Consider the following 16436-nt stretch of genomic DNA (forward strand, 5'->3'; position numbering starts at 1 on the left):
CCGTCTGGACGCCCGGGGGGATGCGGGGGGCTCCGGTGGGTGTTCCCGGAGAATCCCTCCGGTAGGACGCCTTTGCGTTCACCGGAACACCCTTTCAGTGATAAAGCGCGCCACCATGTCCGAGCCCGACGTCATCTCCATCCGTGGTGCCAGGGAGCACAACCTCAAGACCGTCTCCCTGGACATCCCGAAGAAGAAGCTCGTGGTGTTCACCGGCGTGTCGGGCTCTGGAAAGAGCTCGCTCGCGTTCGACACGCTCTACGCCGAGGGCCAGCGCCGCTACGTGGAGAGCCTGTCCTCCTACGCGCGCCAGTTCCTGGGGCAGATGGAGAAGCCCCGCTACGACACGCTGCGCGGCCTGTCGCCCACCATCTCCATCGAGCAGAAGGCGGCCAGCAACAACCCGCGCTCCACCGTGGGCACCGTCACGGAGGTGCACGACTACCTGCGCGTGCTCTACGCCTCCATCGGCGTGCAGCACTGCCCCCAATGCGGCCGCAAGGTGGGCAAGCAGAGCGCGCAGCAGATCGTCGATGAGATCATGAAGCTGCCCGCGGGCACCAAGCTCCAGGTGATGGCGCCCATCGTCACCAACCGCAAGGGCGAGCACAAGGACCTGCTCACCGAGGCGCAGAAGCGCGGCTTCTCCCGCGCGCGCGTGGACGGGAAGCTGCGCGAATTGGAGGAGCGCATCGAGCTGGACAAGAAGTCCAAGCACGACATCGCGCTCGTCATCGACCGGCTGGTGCTGAAGCCCGACCTGCGCACGCGCCTCACCGACTCCGTGGAGACGGCGCTGCGCGAGGGCAAGGGCACGCTCATCATCACCGACGAGAAGGGCACCCCTGGCTCCGACCGCGTGATGAGCGAGCTGAACGCGTGCCCCGCGTGCGGCCTGTCCTTTGGCGACCTCACCCCGGCGTCGTTCTCCTTCAACAACCCGCTGGGCATGTGCACGGACTGCAACGGCCTGGGCACCCGGCCGGAGATGGACGCGGACCTGCTGGTGCCGGACCAGACGCGCAGCATCCGCGACGGCGCCATCGAGCCGTGGGCCAGCGGCATGAACCGCGGCGAGGGCTGGACGGCTGACTTCGTGGAGAGCCTCGCGGGGGCCTTCAAGATCGACCTGGACGTGCCGTACGCGAAGCTGTCCAAGCGGGAGAAGGACACCCTGATGAACGGCGTGAAGGGCAAGTCCTTCACCGTGCAGTGGGGGGACAACGGCCAGTACCAGATGGAGTGGGAAGGCCTGCTCGCGCGCACGATGCGCAACTTCAAGACGACGACGTCGGAGGCGCGCAAGGCGGAGCTCCAGAAGTACTTCAGCGACAAGCCCTGCCCGTCCTGCCAAGGCGAGCGCCTGCGCCCGGAGAGCCGCGCGGTCAAGGTGCACCAGCGCACGCTGGTGGACCTGAGCCGGCTGACCATCACCGACACGCGCACGTTCCTGACGAAGATGGACCTGAGCCAGCAGGAGGAGAAGATCGCCCAGGAGCTGCTCAAGGAGATCCGCAGCCGCCTGTCGTTCCTGGTGGACGTGGGCCTGGGCTACCTGACCCTGGACCGCACCGCGTCCACGCTGTCCGGCGGGGAGAGCCAGCGCATCCGGCTGGCGTCGCAGATGGGCAGTGAGCTGACGGGCGTCATCTACATCCTGGACGAGCCCTCCATCGGCCTGCACCAGCGCGACAACGGCAAGCTGCTGACCACGCTCAAGCGACTGAGGGATTTGGGCAACTCCGTCATCGTCGTGGAGCACGACGAGGAGACGATGGAGGAGTCCGACTACCTGGTGGATTTCGGGCCGGGCGCGGGCGAGCTGGGCGGCCAGGTGGTGTCCCAGGGCACGCCCAAGCAGGTGATGGCGGACGAGAACAGCCTCACCGGCGCGTACCTGTCCGGGCGCAAGGAGATTGAAATCCCGGAGTCGCGCCGGCCCGTCAATCCCAAGCATCAGATCGCCATCACGGGAGCGACGGAGAACAACCTGAAGAACGTGGACGCGGACATCCCGCTGGGCATCTTCACCGCGGTGACAGGCGTGTCCGGCGCGGGCAAGTCCACGCTGATCAACGAAATCCTGTACCCGGCGCTGGCGCGGGCCCTCTACGAGAGCCGCGAGCCCATGGGCAAGCACAAGTCCATCAAGGGCCTGGAGCACCTGGACAAGGTCATCGACATCGACCAGCGGCCCATTGGACGCACGCCGCGCAGCAACCCGGCCACGTACACCAAGGTGTTCGACGCCATCCGCGAGGTGTTCGCGATGACGCCCGAGGCGCGCACGTTCGGCTACGGCCCGGGCCGCTTCAGCTTCAACATCAAGGGCGGCCGCTGCGAGGCGTGCGAGGGCGACGGCGTGAAGCTGGTGGAGATGCACTTCCTGGCGGACGTGTACGTGCCGTGCGAGGTGTGCAACGGCAAGCGCTTCAACGAAGCGACGCTGCGCGTGCGCTACAAGGGCAAGAACATCGCGGAGACGCTGGACCTGAGCGTGCGCGAGGCGGTGGAGCACTTCGGCGCGCACAAGGACATCCTGCGCGTGCTCACGACGCTCACCGACGTGGGCCTGGGCTACCTGCGGCTGGGCCAGCCCTCCCCCACCCTGTCCGGCGGCGAGGCGCAGCGCATCAAGCTGGCGCGTGAGCTTGCTCGCGTGGCCACCGGCCGCACGCTCTACATCCTGGACGAGCCCACCACGGGCCTGCACTTCGAGGACATCCGCAAGCTGCTCTCCGTGCTCAACCGGCTGGTGGAGGCGGGCAACTCGGTGCTCGTCATCGAGCACAACCTGGACGTCATCAAGAGCGCGGACTGGCTCATCGACCTGGGTCCGGAGGGCGGCGCGGGGGGCGGACAGATCCTGGCCACCGGCACCCCGGAGGACGTGGCCCGCGTGGAGGCCAGCCACACCGGCCGCTACCTCAAGCACGTGCTCGGCAAGTCGCGCCGGGCCCGCGTGGGCAAGCGCGTGGACGCGGCCTGAGGGGCCCCGGTAGGGTCTCGGCCATGGCAGAGACCTCTACACCCGCGACCAACCGCTTCCCGCCGCAGATCCCGTACATCATCGGGAACGAGGCCTGCGAGCGCTTCAGCTTCTACGGGATGCGGAACATCCTCACGGTGTTCTTCATCGACTACCTGCTGCGCACGCACGTGCCGGAGACGGGGGCGCGGGAGGCGCAGGCGAAGGGCCTGTTCCACCTGTTCATGGCGGGGGTGTACTTCTTCCCGCTCATTGGCGGCTACCTGGCGGACCGCTTCTTCGGGAAGTTCCGCACCATCTTCGTGCTGAGCCTCGTGTACTGCGCGGGGCACGCGTGCCTGGCGCTCTTCGAGGACAACGCGACGGGCTTCTACACGGGCCTGACGCTCATCGCGGTGGGCAGCGGCGGCATCAAGCCGTGCGTCTCCGCGATGGTGGGCGACCAGTTCACGCAGAGCAACAGCCACCTGGTGAAGAAGGTCTTCGCCATCTTCTACTGGACCATCAACTTCGGGTCGTTCTTCGCGTCGCTGTTCGTGCCGCTGTTGATGACGAAGTTCGGGCCGGCGGTGGCGTTCGGCGTGCCGGGCATCCTGATGTTCGTGGCGACGGTCATCTTCTGGGCTGGCCGCAAGCACTACGTGCTGGTGCCGCCCACGGGCCCCAACCCGCACTCGTTCCTCAAGGTGGTGTTCAGCGCGTTCAAGGGCGGTGGCACCCCGGGAGCCTCCTGGTTGGACCGGGCGAAGGCCGCGCACCCGGCGGAGGCGGTGGAGGGCGTGAAGGCGGTGTTCCGGGTGGCCGGGCTGATGCTGCCCTTCGTCCCCTTCTTCTGGATGTTGTTCGACCAGAAGGCGTCCACCTGGGTGGTGCAGGCGCGCGCCATGGATCCGCACGTGGGCAGCGTCGTGTTCCAGCCCAGCCAGATGCAGTTCATCAACCCGCTGCTGGTGATGATGCTCATCCCGTTCCTCACCGCCATCGTCTACCCGGCCTTCCAGCGCCTGGGCTGGGAGCTGACGCCGCTGCGGCGCATGCCCATGGGACTGGTGTTCGGCGCCGTGGCGTTCATCATCGCCGGCTTCTTCCAGGTGGTGATGGAGGGCGGCACGACGCTGAACATCGCCTGGCAGCTCTTGCCGTACATCGTGCTGACGGTGGGGGAGATCCTCGTGTCCACCACGGGCCTGGAGTTCGCGTACACGCAGGCGCCCCGGGAGATGAAGGGCACCGTGCAGAGCGTGTGGCTGGTGACGAACACGCTGGCCAACGTGGCGGTGGCCATCGCCGCGGCGCTCAATGTCTTCACCGGCTCCGCCCAGTTCTTCTTCTACGCGGGCATGGCCCTGGCGGCCGCGGTGGGCATGGCCCTGGTGGCGCGCCGCTTCGTCGTCCACGACTACTTCATGACGGACGCCCAGGCCCCGCTGGACGGCCGCACGCCCGCGGTGGAGGCGAAGCCGGCCTGAAGCGCCCCGCGCTGACGGGCGGGCAAAGAAAAACGCCGGAGTGCCTCCAGGGCGCTCCGGCGTTCGTCGTTTCAGGGTCCGGGCTTCAGGGCCCGGGGCCCGGGGCGGCTCAGGTGGCCGCGCCCACCGTGCCCGTTTGCGGCGGGTGGGCCGGCGCGGGCGTCACTTCGTCCGTGCCGTGCATCATCCGCTTCAGCACCGGGGCGAGCACCAGCAGGATGACGCCCGCCAGGCCCGAGCCGATGACGATGGTGAGGAACACGCTGAACTCACCCATCTTCTCCGAGTAGCCGCCCAGCACGCCGGACAGCTTGTTCGCCACCGCGTTCGCGAGGAACCACACGCCCATCATCGCGGAGGTGACGCGCGTGGGCGCCACCTTGCTCACCATGGACAGGCCCACCGGCGACAGGCACAGCTCCCCCATGGTGTGGAAGAGGTACGCCATGATGACCCACCACGCCGCCGCCTTGCCGTCCGCCGCGCTCTCCTTGGAGGCGCCCAGCATGAAGGCGAAGCCCACCGCCAGGAAGATGAGCCCCAGGGCCATCTTCAGCGGGATGCTCAGGTCCTTGCCCCGCGCCGCCAGCGCGCTCCACACGCCCGCGAACACCGGCGCCAGCGCGACGATGAAGACGGAGTTGAAGTTCTGGAACCACGTGGTGGGCACCTCCCAGCCGAACATCGTCCGGTCCACCTTCTGGTCCGTGTAGAGGTTCATCAGACCGCCGGCCTGCTCGAAGCCCGTCCAGAAGGCCACCACGAACAGCGCGATGATGAAGATGACGATGATGCGGTCCCACTCCTCGCGGGAGAACGCCGGGGGCTTGCCGCCCGACGCCGTCGTCGCCGACGCGGGAGGCCGGGGCGCGGGCGCGAGCCCCACCTGTCCCAAGAGCCGCTTCTGGAGCGCCACGAAGATGATGACGCCCAGGGTCATGCCCACGCCCGCGGAGCCGAAGCCCCAGTGCCAGCCCACCCGCTCACCCAGCGTGCCGCAGATGAAGTTGCCCAGCACCGCGCCCAGGTTGATGCCCATGTAGAAGATGGTGAAGGCACCGTCGCGCCGGCCGTCCCCCGTCGGGTACAGCCCGCCCACCATGGTGGAGATGTTCGGCTTGAAGAAGCCGTTGCCCACGATGAGGAAGCCCAGGCCCGTGTAGAAGATGCCCGTCCCTGGCAGCGCCAACAGCAGGTGGCCGATGATCATCAGCACACCGCCCAGCAACACCGCCTTCCTCTGGCCGATGTAGCGGTCCGCGATGTAGCCGCCCACGATGGGCGTCAGGTACACGAGGCCCGTGTACGTGCCGTAGAGGCTCAGCGCATCCGCCGTGGACCAGCCGTAGCCGCCCCGCACCTTGTCGGTGAGGAAGAGCACCAGCAAGCCGCGCATGCCGTAATAGGACATGCGCTCCCACATCTCGGTGGCGAACAACAGGTAGAGGCCCGGGGGATGCCCCTTGCGGGCCTCGCCCGCGGCGACGGTGCTTTGCATGCCGTGAGTTCCTCGAACTGGAATTTGAAGGGGGTGAAATGAAAGACGCGCGACTGTAACAGAGTCACGCCTTCGCGAGCGGACGTCAGCCCATGCGCCGCGTCCAGCGCCCGCGACCCGCACCGCCAGTCGGGGTGGACGACAGCGCGTCGGACAGCGCCGGACGCATGGGCAGCCGCACCTCCACCCGCGTGCCCTGCCCCATCTGGCTGGTGATGCCGATGCGACCGCCGTGCTGCAGGACGATGCGGCGGCTGAGCGCCAGGCCCAGGCCGGTGCCCTCGCCCGCCGCGCGCGTGGAGAAGAAGGGCTGAAAGAGCCGCTCCAGGTCCTCCGGGCGGATGCCCACGCCGCTGTCCACGATGGTGACGAGCGCCTCGTGGTCCTCCTGGGACGTCTCCACCCGCACGCGGCCCGTGTCGCCCACCGCGCGCAGGGCGTTGTCCAGCAGGTTGAGCCACACCTGGTTGAGCGTGCCCGGGTCCCCCCAGATGGGGTCGGTGCAGTGGTAGGAGCGCTCCACCACGACGCCGGACGGGATGCGCCAGCCCAGCACGTTGAGCGTGGAGTCGAGCGCCTGATCCAACCGCACGGCCACGGGCTTCTCCGCCGTGCGCACGAAGGACAGCAGCGACTCCGCGAGGTGCCGGATGCGCTGGCCGCACTCCTCCATCACCTCCAGCATCGCGGGGCCCAGGGTGGGGTCCCCACCGGTGTCCCGCCCCTGGAGCACGTCCTTGAGCGGCATCAGCGCGTTCATCAGCCCGTTGAGCGGGTTGCGCACCTCGTGCGCGAAGCCGGAGGTGAGCAGGCCGATGGCCGCCAGCCGCTCGTTCTCCGCCGCGCGCACCGCCGCCTCGCGCAGCCGCAGCTGCGTCTCCACGCGCGCCAGCAGCTCGCGCGGGCTGAAGGGCTTGCCCAGGTAGTCGTTGGCGCCCGCGCCCAGCGCCTCCACCTTGGCGGACACCTCCTGGCGCGCGGTGAGCAGGATGACGGGCAGGTCCACCGTCTGCGCGTGGGAGCGCAGCTGCACCAGCAGGTTGAGGCCGGAGAGCACCGGCATCATCACGTCCGACACCACCAGGTCCGGCCGGTCCTCCAGCGCGCGGCGCACGCCCTCCTCACCGTTGGTCGCCTCCAGCACCCGGTAGCTGGGCGCGAGGATGTCCGCGATGAAGGCGCGGATCTCCGCGTCGTCCTCCACCACCAGGATGCGCGGCGCCTTGGCATCCGCGCGCGAGTGGTCCTGGGGCTCCGTGGGCCGCTGCGCCCCGGAGGCGGTGGCGGACAGCACGGTGGCGAAGCGGCCGGAGCTGCGGCGCTCGCTCCGGGGGGTCGTGTCGGTGAGCTTGCGATCGCGCAGCTCCTCGCGCAGGTGCACGGTGCCCTTGGGCAGGCGCACGCGGAAGCTGGAGCCCTGGCCCGGCGTGCTCGACACCTCGATGCCGCCCGCGTGCAGCTCCAGCGTCTCCTTCACCAGCGCGAGCCCGATGCCGCTGCCCCCGAAGCGCCGCGTGCCGGACGTGTCCGCCTGGGCGAAGCGGTCGAAGATGACGGCCAGGTCCGCGGGCGCCATCCCCTGCCCTGTGTCCACCACTTCCACATGCACGTCGGTCGCGTCCTCGCGCAGGCGCACGGCGATGCTGCCGCCGGCCGGGGTGAACTTGAGCGCGTTGGACACCAGGTTGTGGAACACGCCTTCGATGCGCTCCACGTCCACGTGCACCGGCGACAGCGGCGCGCCCTCCAGCGTGAGCATGAGCCCCTGCTTCTCCGCCACGGTGCGGAAGGGCAGCAGCTGCGACGTGAGGAACGCGTGCAGCTCCACCGGCTGGTAGCGCAGGCGCACCTTGCCCGCCTCCAGCTGCGCCAGGTTGAGCAGGTTGTCGATGAGGCGCAGCAGTCGCTGCGTGCTGCGGTCCAGCGTCGTCAGGTGCTGGCGCACCACCGCCGGCAGGGACTCCGGCTCCTTCTGGAGCGCGTCCAGCGACAGCAGGATGAGCGTGAGCGGCGTCCTCAGCTCGTGGCTCACGTTGTCGAAGAACTCCGTCTTCAGCCGGTCCTGCTCGCGCTGCTTGACGAGCGCCACCTCCAGCTTCGTGTTGGCCTCCGACAGCTCGCGCGTGCGCGCCGCGACGCGGTCCTCCAGCGCCACGTTGCTGCCAAACACCTCGTCGTAGCGCTGCTGCAACTCGCGCAGCGAGCCCAGGTTCGCCTGGGCCTGGGCCGACAGCAGCTCGTCCTTGCGCTGCAGTTCGCGCCGCCGGTCCAACCAGCCCCCCAGCGCGAAGCCGCCCACACCCAGCGCCGTCACGGAGAAGAGCGCGTCGCCCCAGCCCAGGTGCGTGGCCAGCAGGCCGCTCACCATGCCCAGGAGCAGGCCCAGGTAGTGGCCCCACATGGTGGGCGGATCCGTCCAGGTGAGGTGGTAGCGGCACGCCTCGCCGCCCTGCACCTGGCACTCCGTCTCCCGCACGTCCGCGGGCGCCAGCCCCCAGATGGTGGGAAAGGACGCGAACTGGCCCATGCGCAGCTCGCAGATGTTGCGGCTGCGCTCCGGGATGCTGCTGCGGTAGGACAGCTTGAGCCGCTTGTGCTCCAGCAGGTCCACCGTGAACGCGCCCACCCGGTTGTAGCTGGGGGAGAAGTCGATGGTCTGCTTGTAGCAGGCCTTCGGCGAGCCGAACGCGCGCAGCATGTAGAAGACGAAGCCCAGGGCCTGCGGGGACGCGGTGAACAGGCCCGCCTCGCGCATGAACTTCGAGTCGCCGGACGCGTCGCGCAGCGCCGCCGCCACGCGCTCCAGGAAGTGCAGCGAGACGTAGTTCGTCGGCGTGCGCATGTAGTCCAGCCCCAGGCTGAACCCGTGCTCGCGCCACAGCCGCGCCAGGCGCTCCGCGCCGTAGCGGTGCTCGAAGTAGAGCAGCAGCGTGGACGTGGCGCGGACGCTCACCTCCGGGGCGTTGTCCGGCGATACCTCCTGCACCTTCACCGCCGGCAGGCGCCCACTCACGGCTTCGTCCCTTCGGTCACCAACGTCACCGCATATTTCAGTCCCTCCGGATCCGCCAGCATGGAGAGGAATTCCTGGCAGTGCGCCTGGTAGGCCGCAAGGTCACCGAAGGCCGGGGCCGCCACGGGCGCCAGCGCGTCGAAGCGCGTCTCCCAGTCGCGCAGGAGCCGCGCCTCGGCGGCGCCCGGGGCCATGTAGAAGGGCACCAGGTGCACGCGCACGTGGGTGAGGCCCGCGCGGCGGAAGTCCGAGTACAGCTTGCGGCCCACGTACAGGTCGAAGCCGCGCGCCTCCAGGGCCTCCACGATGCGCTGCGTGCCCTGGCGCAGGTGCTCCGGGAAGGGCCAGTTCTGGAACCCCAGCCCGTCGATGTCGGACACCACCACCCGGCCCCCGGGCCGCGTCACGCGGATGAGCTCCGCGAGCGCGACCTGCCGGTCCGGCAGGTACTCGAAGACGTACTGGCTCCACACGTAGTCGAAGCTGTCCGTCGGCAGGCCGCTCGCGCGCACGTCCGCCTGGAGGAACTCCAGGTGGGGGCGGTGGCGGTTCCTCGCCTGCGCCTCCGCGATGCGGCCCGCGTGCACGTCCAGGCCGGTGACGTGGCCGCCCTCCCCCACCAGCTCCGCCATCAGCTCCGTGATGCCTCCGGGGCCGCACCCCGCGTCCAGCACCCGGTCCCCCGGCTTGAGGCCGGTGCCGTGCAGCACGGAGCGCGTGTCCTGGGACTGCTCCTGCTCCAAGAGGCGCTGCGACTCGCCCTTGGATTCCATCAGGTACCTCACGGGGCCTCCTGGTCCTGCTCCAGGGCCGCGCGGGCCGCCCGGCGGGCGGGGGCCTGCCGCTCGAAGAGCGAGCGCCAGGCTTCGCACCAGCGGCGCACCATGGAGCGGTGGAAGGTCCATTCGGAGAAGCGGCCCTGGTCCACGAAGCCCGCCTCCAGCAGCACCGGCACGTCCAGGGCGTCCACCATGCCCAGCGACGAGGGGCGGCCCCGCTCCCGCGCGTGCGCGATGCACCGCCACGTCAGCGCCGCCACCGCGTCGCGCGTGCCGGGGTGCGCCCGGTCCGCCACCACGAGGCTGAAGCTGTTGGAGACCTCGATGAGGCTCAGGCCCGGGGTCGCCTCCTCCTGGAACGCGATGGCGAGCGGCCCCGTCTCCCCGTCCACCACGAACATCCGCCGCTCGCGGTGCAGCCCCGCCGCCCGGAAGCGCGCGCCCAACTGCTGCTCGGGCCCGGGATCCGCCCGCAGGTCCTCGCTGAGCAGGCGCACCATCTCCCCCTGCCCGCGCAGGTAGGACTCCAGCCACCGCCGGTCCTCGGGGCCCGCCTCGCGCACGGCGGGCAGGCCCCCGGGGGCCTGCGTGGCGACGGTGTCCAGGGACGCGCGCAGGTAGTGGAACTGGCGCAGGTGACACAGCCCCTGGCCCTCCAGCACGCGGGCCAGCCACGTGCCCAGCCGGTGCGGCCAGCGGTTGTCGGTGCGCCACATGTAGCGGATGAACTCCACGTCCTCCATCGCCTCGCCCACCTCCACCGCGAGGGAGGTCAGCTCGCTGGAGACCTGCTCGCTGCGCCGGAAGCCGGGCAGCACGGCCAGGTGCTGCACGAGCCAGGTGCGCGAGTGCATGCGCAGGCCGTTGACGTGCCCCAGGGGCTGGTGCCCATCGGTGTAGACGAGCGAGCGCCCCAGGTCGCGGGCGCGGCCCAGCCGTTCGTGCAGGTCCTCGAGGGGCGGCAGGACGCGGTCCTCCTCGCCGAAGGGGTGGTCCGGGTGGAAGGTGTAGCGGGCCTCCTGCATCATCCGCCAGAGGTCGGGGAAGCGGAACACCGCGCCGTCCTTCACCTGCGGCGCCCGGGCGGCCACGAACGCGTCCACGACGGCGTCGCGCACCGGGAGCGGCAGGTCCAGCACGCGCACCCCGCAGCGGTAGGGCCTGAGGCGCTGATCATGCCGGGCCTCGAACGGGACGACATCCACCGAGCGCACCTCCACGCGGCACGACGCCTCCGCGCCGTCCGGCAACAGCAGCGTGGCGTCCAGGCGGGAGCCCGCGGGCAGCACCTCGCACGACGCGTCGATGGGGAAGGCGAACCCGCGCCCCCCCAGGTCCAGCACCGCGCGGGTGATGCGCTGGCCGCCGAAGGGCGAGGTGAAGCGCACGAGGAAGCGGTTCTGCGGCGAGGGCCGGAAGCGCTGCTGACCGCGCCGGTTCTCCACCGTCAGCGACCGGGGCAGGCCCAGCGACACGCCGTCATGCGCGACCTGGAGCATGCTGGTGACGCCCGAATAGCGCTGGCCGCCCATCTCGAAGGAGAGGTGGACCACTTCGCCCACGCTCGCCGGAAGCGCCGGGGACACCTGGCCGCGCAGCTGGCCGCGCTCGTCCACCGGCTCCACCGTGGCGGCCTCCAGCCGGAAGTGCGCCGCCTGGCTGTCCGGCGGATGCAGCCACACGGGCAGCTCGCGCCGGAGCGCCTTGCGCAGCGCGGCCAGCACGGCCACCGGGTCACGCAGCGTCCGGGGCGGGGCCGCGGACGACTCGTCGGAGGCGCGCCGCCAGGAGATGCCCACGCGCAGGAAGCCGCGGCCGTCATGGAGCACGGGCGTCGCGTGGCGCACGTAGGCGCGGGCCACGTGCAGCACCGGCACGCCGTCGCGCACCATGGACAGCGCGTCCAGGGGCGACCCCGGCAGGAAGGCCGCCATCGACATGTCCATGGGAATGCGCAGGGCCGCGCCGAAGTTGCCCAGGTCCTGGCATTCCGCGACGACGTGCTGGTCGCGCAGGAGGAAGTCCACCCGCAGCCCCGCGTCCAGCGACACGCGCGTGGAGGCACGCAGCTGGAGGATGTCGCGCAGGCGTGAGCCCAGCTCTCCTTCCGATAGCGCGTCGTCCACCGTGCTGAAGACGTGACCTTCGGCGGCGGTCTCCACCAGCTCCTCCAGCCCCAGCTGATCCGACCGGGAGCAGACGAACACGCAGACGGCCTCCGGCGCGGCCCGGTCCACGTGCCGCAGGAAGCGCCGCGCGTTGTCCGCGGGCGCGATGATCAGTGTGGGCACTGACGCCTCCATGCGACGCGTGGCCTCCAGCTGCGAGCCCACCGCCGCGACCCGGTGCGCCCCCAGCGCTGACACCAGCGCGCTACGGCGCGCCTCGTTGGGGTGGACGATGAGGACTTCGTGAGTGGGCACGCTCATGGATTTTTCCCAACGCGCAAGAGCCACACCGGCGCCCGCGCACGGCGCCATTGCTGTAGACGCAGGGCCTGGAAGAGGCCCCGTTCCCGCCAGTCGCATGTCTGAGTGTCCGAGCCTGGTGGATGTCCGCTGCCAGCGGGCCCGCGCTGCGATGCCTTCCCGGTGAGCCGCCAGCAGACCGCCGCGTACTTTACCTGCTCCCATGGATTAGGTGATGTACGGGGGGGTAAGAGACTTTTCGGAATAGGTTAAACCCCCCTAAGTCATCCGGGACACCGTGATGGGTAGGGCCCGCCCGCGAGCGCTCCGGCGCAGGCTGGCTGCGGCGTCCGGGGGCGGTTACAGAATGCCCTGCGAGGAGAACCACGATGGGCGTGACGGTGGACTACGAGGCCGAGATCCAGGCGCTGAAGCGCTCCATGAACGCGGTCATCCTGGCGCACTACTACCAGGAGAGCGAGGTCCAGGACGTGGCCGACTTCGTCGGTGACAGCCTGGCGCTCGCGCAGGCGGCGGAGAAGACGGACGCGGACGTCATCGTCTTCTGCGGCGTGCACTTCATGGCGGAGACCGCGAAGATCTTGAACCCCTCGCGGCAGGTGTTGCTGCCGGACCTGAAGGCCGGCTGCTCGCTGTCGGATCGGTGTCCGCCCGCGGCGTTCAAGGCGTTCAAGGACAAACACCCGGACGCCTTCGTGGTGTCGTACGTGAACAGTTCCGCCGCGGTGAAGGCGATGAGCGACGTCATCTGCACGTCGTCCAACGCGGTGAAGATCGTCAACCAGGTTCCGAAGGACCGCCCCATCCTCTTCGCGCCGGATCAACACCTGGGCCGCCACGTCATGAAGCAGACGGGGCGCGACATGGTGCTGTGGCCGGGCAGCTGCATCGTCCATGAGATCTTCAGCGAGAAGAAGCTCGTGCAGCTGAAGGTGGAGCACCCGGACGCGGAGGTGGTGGCCCATCCGGAGTGCGAGCAGCAGGTGCTCCGGCACGCGGACTTCATCGGCTCCACGAAGGCGCTCCTGGACTACGTGGTGAAGAGCCCGAAGTCGAAGTTCATCGTGGTGACGGAGGCGGGCATCCTCCACCAGATGAAGAAGGGCGCGCCGCACAAGACGTACATCCCGGCGCCGCCGGACAACGGGTGTGCGTGCAACGAGTGCCCGTACATGCGCCTCAACACGCTGGAGAAGCTGTACCGGTGCATGCGGGACAGGACCCCGGAGCTGGTGCTGCCGGCGGATCTCCAGGGGGCGGCCCTGGCGCCGCTGAAGCGGATGCTGGAGTGGTCGGTCTGAAAGGGAGTGCGCGCGGGACTGTCGTCCGCGTTCCAGGTTTGGAAACTCGCGTCTTGCGGACGCCGGGTTCAAGTGCAATGGATGGAAGGACCGTGGCCTTCCGATTCCTCGCCATTCCCGCCCACCGGCTGGTGGACTTCCCCAAGACCCTGCCGGACGACGAGCGGCTCGAGCCGCAGCTGCCGCCGGTCCATGAGGCGGTGGAGCGCGCGCTCGCGGGCGCCGAGTTCCGCGACCTGCGCGCCAGGGACCGCCTGCGCGCCCTGCTCCAGGGAGACCGGCCTCCGAGCCTGGGCTCTCCGGGCAAGGGCTACGGTCCCAGCGCCATCTTCGCCCAGCCGCCCCAGGACCTCCCGGCGCTCCTGCGTCTGGCGGACGAGCTGGAGCAGCTGGCGCGGAGGGAGGCGGGCGAGCGCGCGCTGGTGTGGAAGTGCGGCGAGTGCAGCGCCCGTTACGCGGTGCCGGTGGCCCTGGTGCGCCAGGTGTCCATCCGCTGCGAGCGGTGCGGCCACCCGGTGCAGCTGAGCTCGCAGGAGAGCCTGGGTGAAGAGGCCCTCATCGACCCGTTCCAGGGCGCGGTGAACACCAGCCGGCACGAGCTGGCGTCCTTCTTCCGCGAGGCGATGGCGCGCGGCTGGCCCGTGCTCGTATCCGAAGGCGCGGCTCCCGCGCCGCGCGGGCGCTCCGCCACCCCGGCCGCCTGACGGACCGTGCGGTGGCGCTTCCGCCACCGCACCTCCCACTTCAGATGAAGATGCCGGCGGAGGCGTCGTTGCGCGCCTCCTGGAGTTCCTGCGTCGCGGGACGGCCGCGCAGCGCGTCCATCACCTGGCCGGGCGCGTGGCGGCCCGAGCACTTGGAGCACTCGCACTTGCCGCGCTTGCAGGTGCAGTCCGCCTTGCTGCCGCAGGAGCACTTCGCGGTCAGCACCTTGTCCAGCTCCTCCAGGGGGCGCGGCGCGGACTCGTCCGCCTTCGCCCCGGTGGCCTGGGTGGGCGCGGGCGTCTGGGCGGCCTTGGAGGACGCGGCGGCCTTCGCATGGGCCTCGCAGGCGTGGGCCGTCGCGGGAACCCAGCACAGGCCTCCCAGCAACAACCCCGCGGTCATCAACGTCGCGCTGCGTGCCATGTCCGCTCTCCTCGAGACGGGGCGAAAGGCCCCCGTGGAGTCCGGCCTATACCGCAGGGCATTCCCCCTGCCAAGACAGGAGCCCTCACCTTTGTCTACCTGTTACCCGCGCGCCGCCGGCGACGGTGTGCTCGCCCGGTGTGGGCGCGCGCGCATACAGTCCGCGCCCTCCTGCCCGTGACGAACCGAACCGCCCGCATCGCCTTCGCCGCCGCCCTGGTGCTGGGCGCGCTGCCCCTCTGGGTGTCGCGCGTCCTGCCCATGGTGGACCTGCCGCAGCACCTGTACCTCATCTCCGTGCTGCACCGGCTGGAGGACCCGACGACGCTGTACCCGGAGTTGTTCGCGGCGCGGCACGAGCTGACGCCCTACCTGGGCTACTACTACCTCGTCAGCGCGCTCAACTGGCTGCTGCCGCTGGAGGTCGCCAACCGCGTCTTCCTCACCGCGTACGTGGTGGGGTTGCCGCTGGGGCTGGCCTTCCTGCTGCGCAGCCTGGGCCGGCCGTCCTGGCCCGCGCTGCTCACGCTGCCCCTGGCGTACGGCGACAGCTTCGGCTGGGGCTTCATCAACTACCTGGCCGCGCTGCCGCTGACGCTGCTGTGCTGCGGCCTCTTCGCGCGGACGCTGACGGACGTGCCCCGCCGCCGGGCCTGGGGCGTGGGGCTCGCGGCGTGCCTCGTGGCGGTGCTGCTCTTCCACGTCCAGGCCTTCGGTTTCCTGGCGCTGGGGCTGCCGTGGCTGCTGCTCACCACGCCCGTGCCCGAGGACGCGGAGGCCCGGGGAGTGGCGGCCCGGCTGCGGCCGCGCGTGGCCGCGCTCCTGGGCGTGGTGCCGGGCGTGACGCTGTTCCTTTCGTGGGTGGTGCTGCGCTTCGGCAACCCGCCGGACATCCAGCCCGGGGCGCCGTGGAAGGCGTGGGGGCCCACGTTCTCGCCGCAGAACCTGGCGTGGAAGGGCTTCGAGCAGAACCGCGCGGAGTTCCTCCAGGTGCTCGCCAACACGTTCCATGACGGCTCGGACCGCTGGCCGCTGTACGCCGTCGGCCTGGTGGCGGTGGCGGGCTGGGTGCTGGGGCTCGCGCGGCCGGGGACGCAGCGCGAGGGGCCGGTGGCGCGCTTTCGCCTGCTGGGGCTGGGCGTGCTGGCGCTGGCGCTGTTCTTCCTGCTGCCCTTCGACATCCGCGGGTACGTCTACTACCTCAACACGCGGTACGCGCACCTGGCCGCGGCGCTCCTGGTGGCGAGCATGCCGGCCACGCGCGGGGAGTGGCGGCGGCCCCTGTGCCTCGCGGCGACGGCGGGCGCGCTGCTCGTCGCGTTCGTGATGGGGCGCGGATTCCGCGACTTCGCCGAGGAGGCCCGCGAGTGGGACGTGCTCGCGGACGTCACCGGGGACCGGCCGAAGGTGATGGGGCTGGTGTTCGACGCGGGCTCGCGCGTGGTGCGCTTCCCCGTCTTCCTGCACGGCGCGGCGGTGCTGGCGCGCGAGCGCGGCGGGGTGCCCAACTTCACCTTCGCCACCACGCCGCATTCGCCGCTGCGCTACCGGGGCGAGGTGCCGCCCACCTTCCCCTCCGAGTGGCGGCCCCAGGACCTGGACTACGACACGCAGGCCACCTGGTACGACCACTACCTCGTGCGCGGGGTGCATCCGTCGCGCGTGTTCGGCGGGCGGCTCCAGTCGGAGCTCGTCATCGTCGGACAGTCCGGGAGGAGCTGGCTGGTGCGGCGGCGGTAGCGCGTGAAGTAGAACCCGTCCATGAGCCCTGCCTCCACCGAGCCCCGCCCCCTGCTGGAGCCCGGGCAGCAATCCCAGCCGCGCGGCGAA

Annotated in this window: 10 protein-coding genes; 5 read left to right on the forward strand and 5 right to left on the reverse strand. The window is 70.4% G+C overall.

Features of this window, described 5'->3' with window-relative positions; translation table 11 throughout:
- Window positions 1–115: 115 nt before the first annotated feature.
- Window positions 116–2989: an excinuclease ABC subunit UvrA gene (gene uvrA / locus D7V93_RS18230; protein ID WP_120644619.1), complete on the forward strand. Its 2874-nt coding sequence runs from the start codon at window positions 116–118 to the stop codon at window positions 2987–2989.
- 23 nt (window positions 2990–3012) lie between these two features.
- Window positions 3013–4458, forward strand: a complete 1446-nt coding sequence (locus D7V93_RS18235; RefSeq protein ID WP_120644620.1) for a POT family MFS transporter — start codon at window positions 3013–3015, stop codon at window positions 4456–4458.
- A 109-nt stretch (window positions 4459–4567) separates the two neighbouring features.
- On the opposite strand, the gene D7V93_RS18240 is transcribed toward D7V93_RS18235, so the two are convergent.
- The 4 genes from D7V93_RS18240 to D7V93_RS18255 form a co-directional block, all read right to left on the reverse strand.
- Complete coding sequence (locus D7V93_RS18240; RefSeq protein ID WP_120644621.1) at window positions 4568–5956, reverse strand: peptide MFS transporter; 1389 nt, start codon at window positions 5954–5956, stop codon at window positions 4568–4570.
- Window positions 5957–6041: 85 nt separating this feature from the next.
- Complete coding sequence (locus D7V93_RS18245; protein WP_120644622.1) at window positions 6042–8969, reverse strand: ATP-binding protein; 2928 nt, start codon at window positions 8967–8969, stop codon at window positions 6042–6044.
- Window positions 8966–9754, reverse strand: coding sequence for a methyltransferase domain-containing protein (locus tag D7V93_RS18250; protein WP_244237363.1), 789 nt, complete (start codon window positions 9752–9754; stop codon window positions 8966–8968). The genes D7V93_RS18245 and D7V93_RS18250 overlap by 4 nt, the downstream gene beginning before the upstream one ends.
- Window positions 9751–12177, reverse strand: a complete 2427-nt coding sequence (locus tag D7V93_RS18255; RefSeq protein WP_120644623.1) for a PilZ domain-containing protein — start codon at window positions 12175–12177, stop codon at window positions 9751–9753. The genes D7V93_RS18250 and D7V93_RS18255 overlap by 4 nt, the downstream gene beginning before the upstream one ends.
- A gap of 368 nt (window positions 12178–12545) precedes the next feature.
- On the opposite strand from D7V93_RS18255, the gene nadA reads away from it, so the two are divergent.
- Both nadA and D7V93_RS18265 read left to right on the forward strand, forming a co-directional pair.
- Window positions 12546–13478 carry a quinolinate synthase NadA gene (gene nadA, locus D7V93_RS18260; protein WP_120644624.1) on the forward strand — a complete coding sequence of 311 codons (933 nt, stop codon included), beginning with the start codon at window positions 12546–12548 and terminating at the stop codon, window positions 13476–13478.
- A gap of 92 nt (window positions 13479–13570) precedes the next feature.
- A complete protein-coding gene (locus D7V93_RS18265; protein ID WP_120644628.1) occupies window positions 13571–14182 on the forward strand; it encodes a zinc ribbon domain-containing protein in 612 nt (203 codons plus the stop codon).
- 40 nt (window positions 14183–14222) lie between these two features.
- On the opposite strand, the gene D7V93_RS18270 is transcribed toward D7V93_RS18265, so the two are convergent.
- On the reverse strand, window positions 14223–14606 hold the full coding sequence (locus tag D7V93_RS18270) for a metallothionein (RefSeq protein ID WP_120644625.1): 384 nt from the start codon (window positions 14604–14606) through the stop codon (window positions 14223–14225).
- A gap of 177 nt (window positions 14607–14783) precedes the next feature.
- Between D7V93_RS18270 and D7V93_RS18275 the strand changes: the two genes are divergently transcribed.
- Window positions 14784–16346 carry a hypothetical protein gene (locus D7V93_RS18275; protein WP_120644626.1) on the forward strand — a complete coding sequence of 521 codons (1563 nt, stop codon included), beginning with the start codon at window positions 14784–14786 and terminating at the stop codon, window positions 16344–16346.
- Window positions 16347–16436 lie beyond the last annotated feature (90 nt).

It is taken from the genome of Corallococcus llansteffanensis (assembly GCF_003612055.1).
Taxonomy (GTDB): domain Bacteria; phylum Myxococcota; class Myxococcia; order Myxococcales; family Myxococcaceae; genus Corallococcus; species Corallococcus llansteffanensis.

Bases quoted from the DNA above. Each gene is read 5' to 3' on its own strand.
- uvrA (WP_120644619.1), top strand. From the start codon at position 116: ATGTCCGAGCCCGACGTCATCTCCATCCGTGGTGCCAGGGAGCACAAC.
- D7V93_RS18235 (WP_120644620.1), top strand. From the start codon at position 3,013: ATGGCAGAGACCTCTACACCCGCGACCAACCGCTTCCCGCCGCAGATC.
- D7V93_RS18240 (WP_120644621.1), bottom strand. From the start codon at position 5,956: ATGCAAAGCACCGTCGCCGCGGGCGAGGCCCGCAAGGGGCATCCCCCG.
- D7V93_RS18255 (WP_120644623.1), bottom strand. From the start codon at position 12,177: ATGAGCGTGCCCACTCACGAAGTCCTCATCGTCCACCCCAACGAGGCG.
- nadA (WP_120644624.1), top strand. From the start codon at position 12,546: ATGGGCGTGACGGTGGACTACGAGGCCGAGATCCAGGCGCTGAAGCGC.
- D7V93_RS18270 (WP_120644625.1), bottom strand. From the start codon at position 14,606: ATGGCACGCAGCGCGACGTTGATGACCGCGGGGTTGTTGCTGGGAGGC.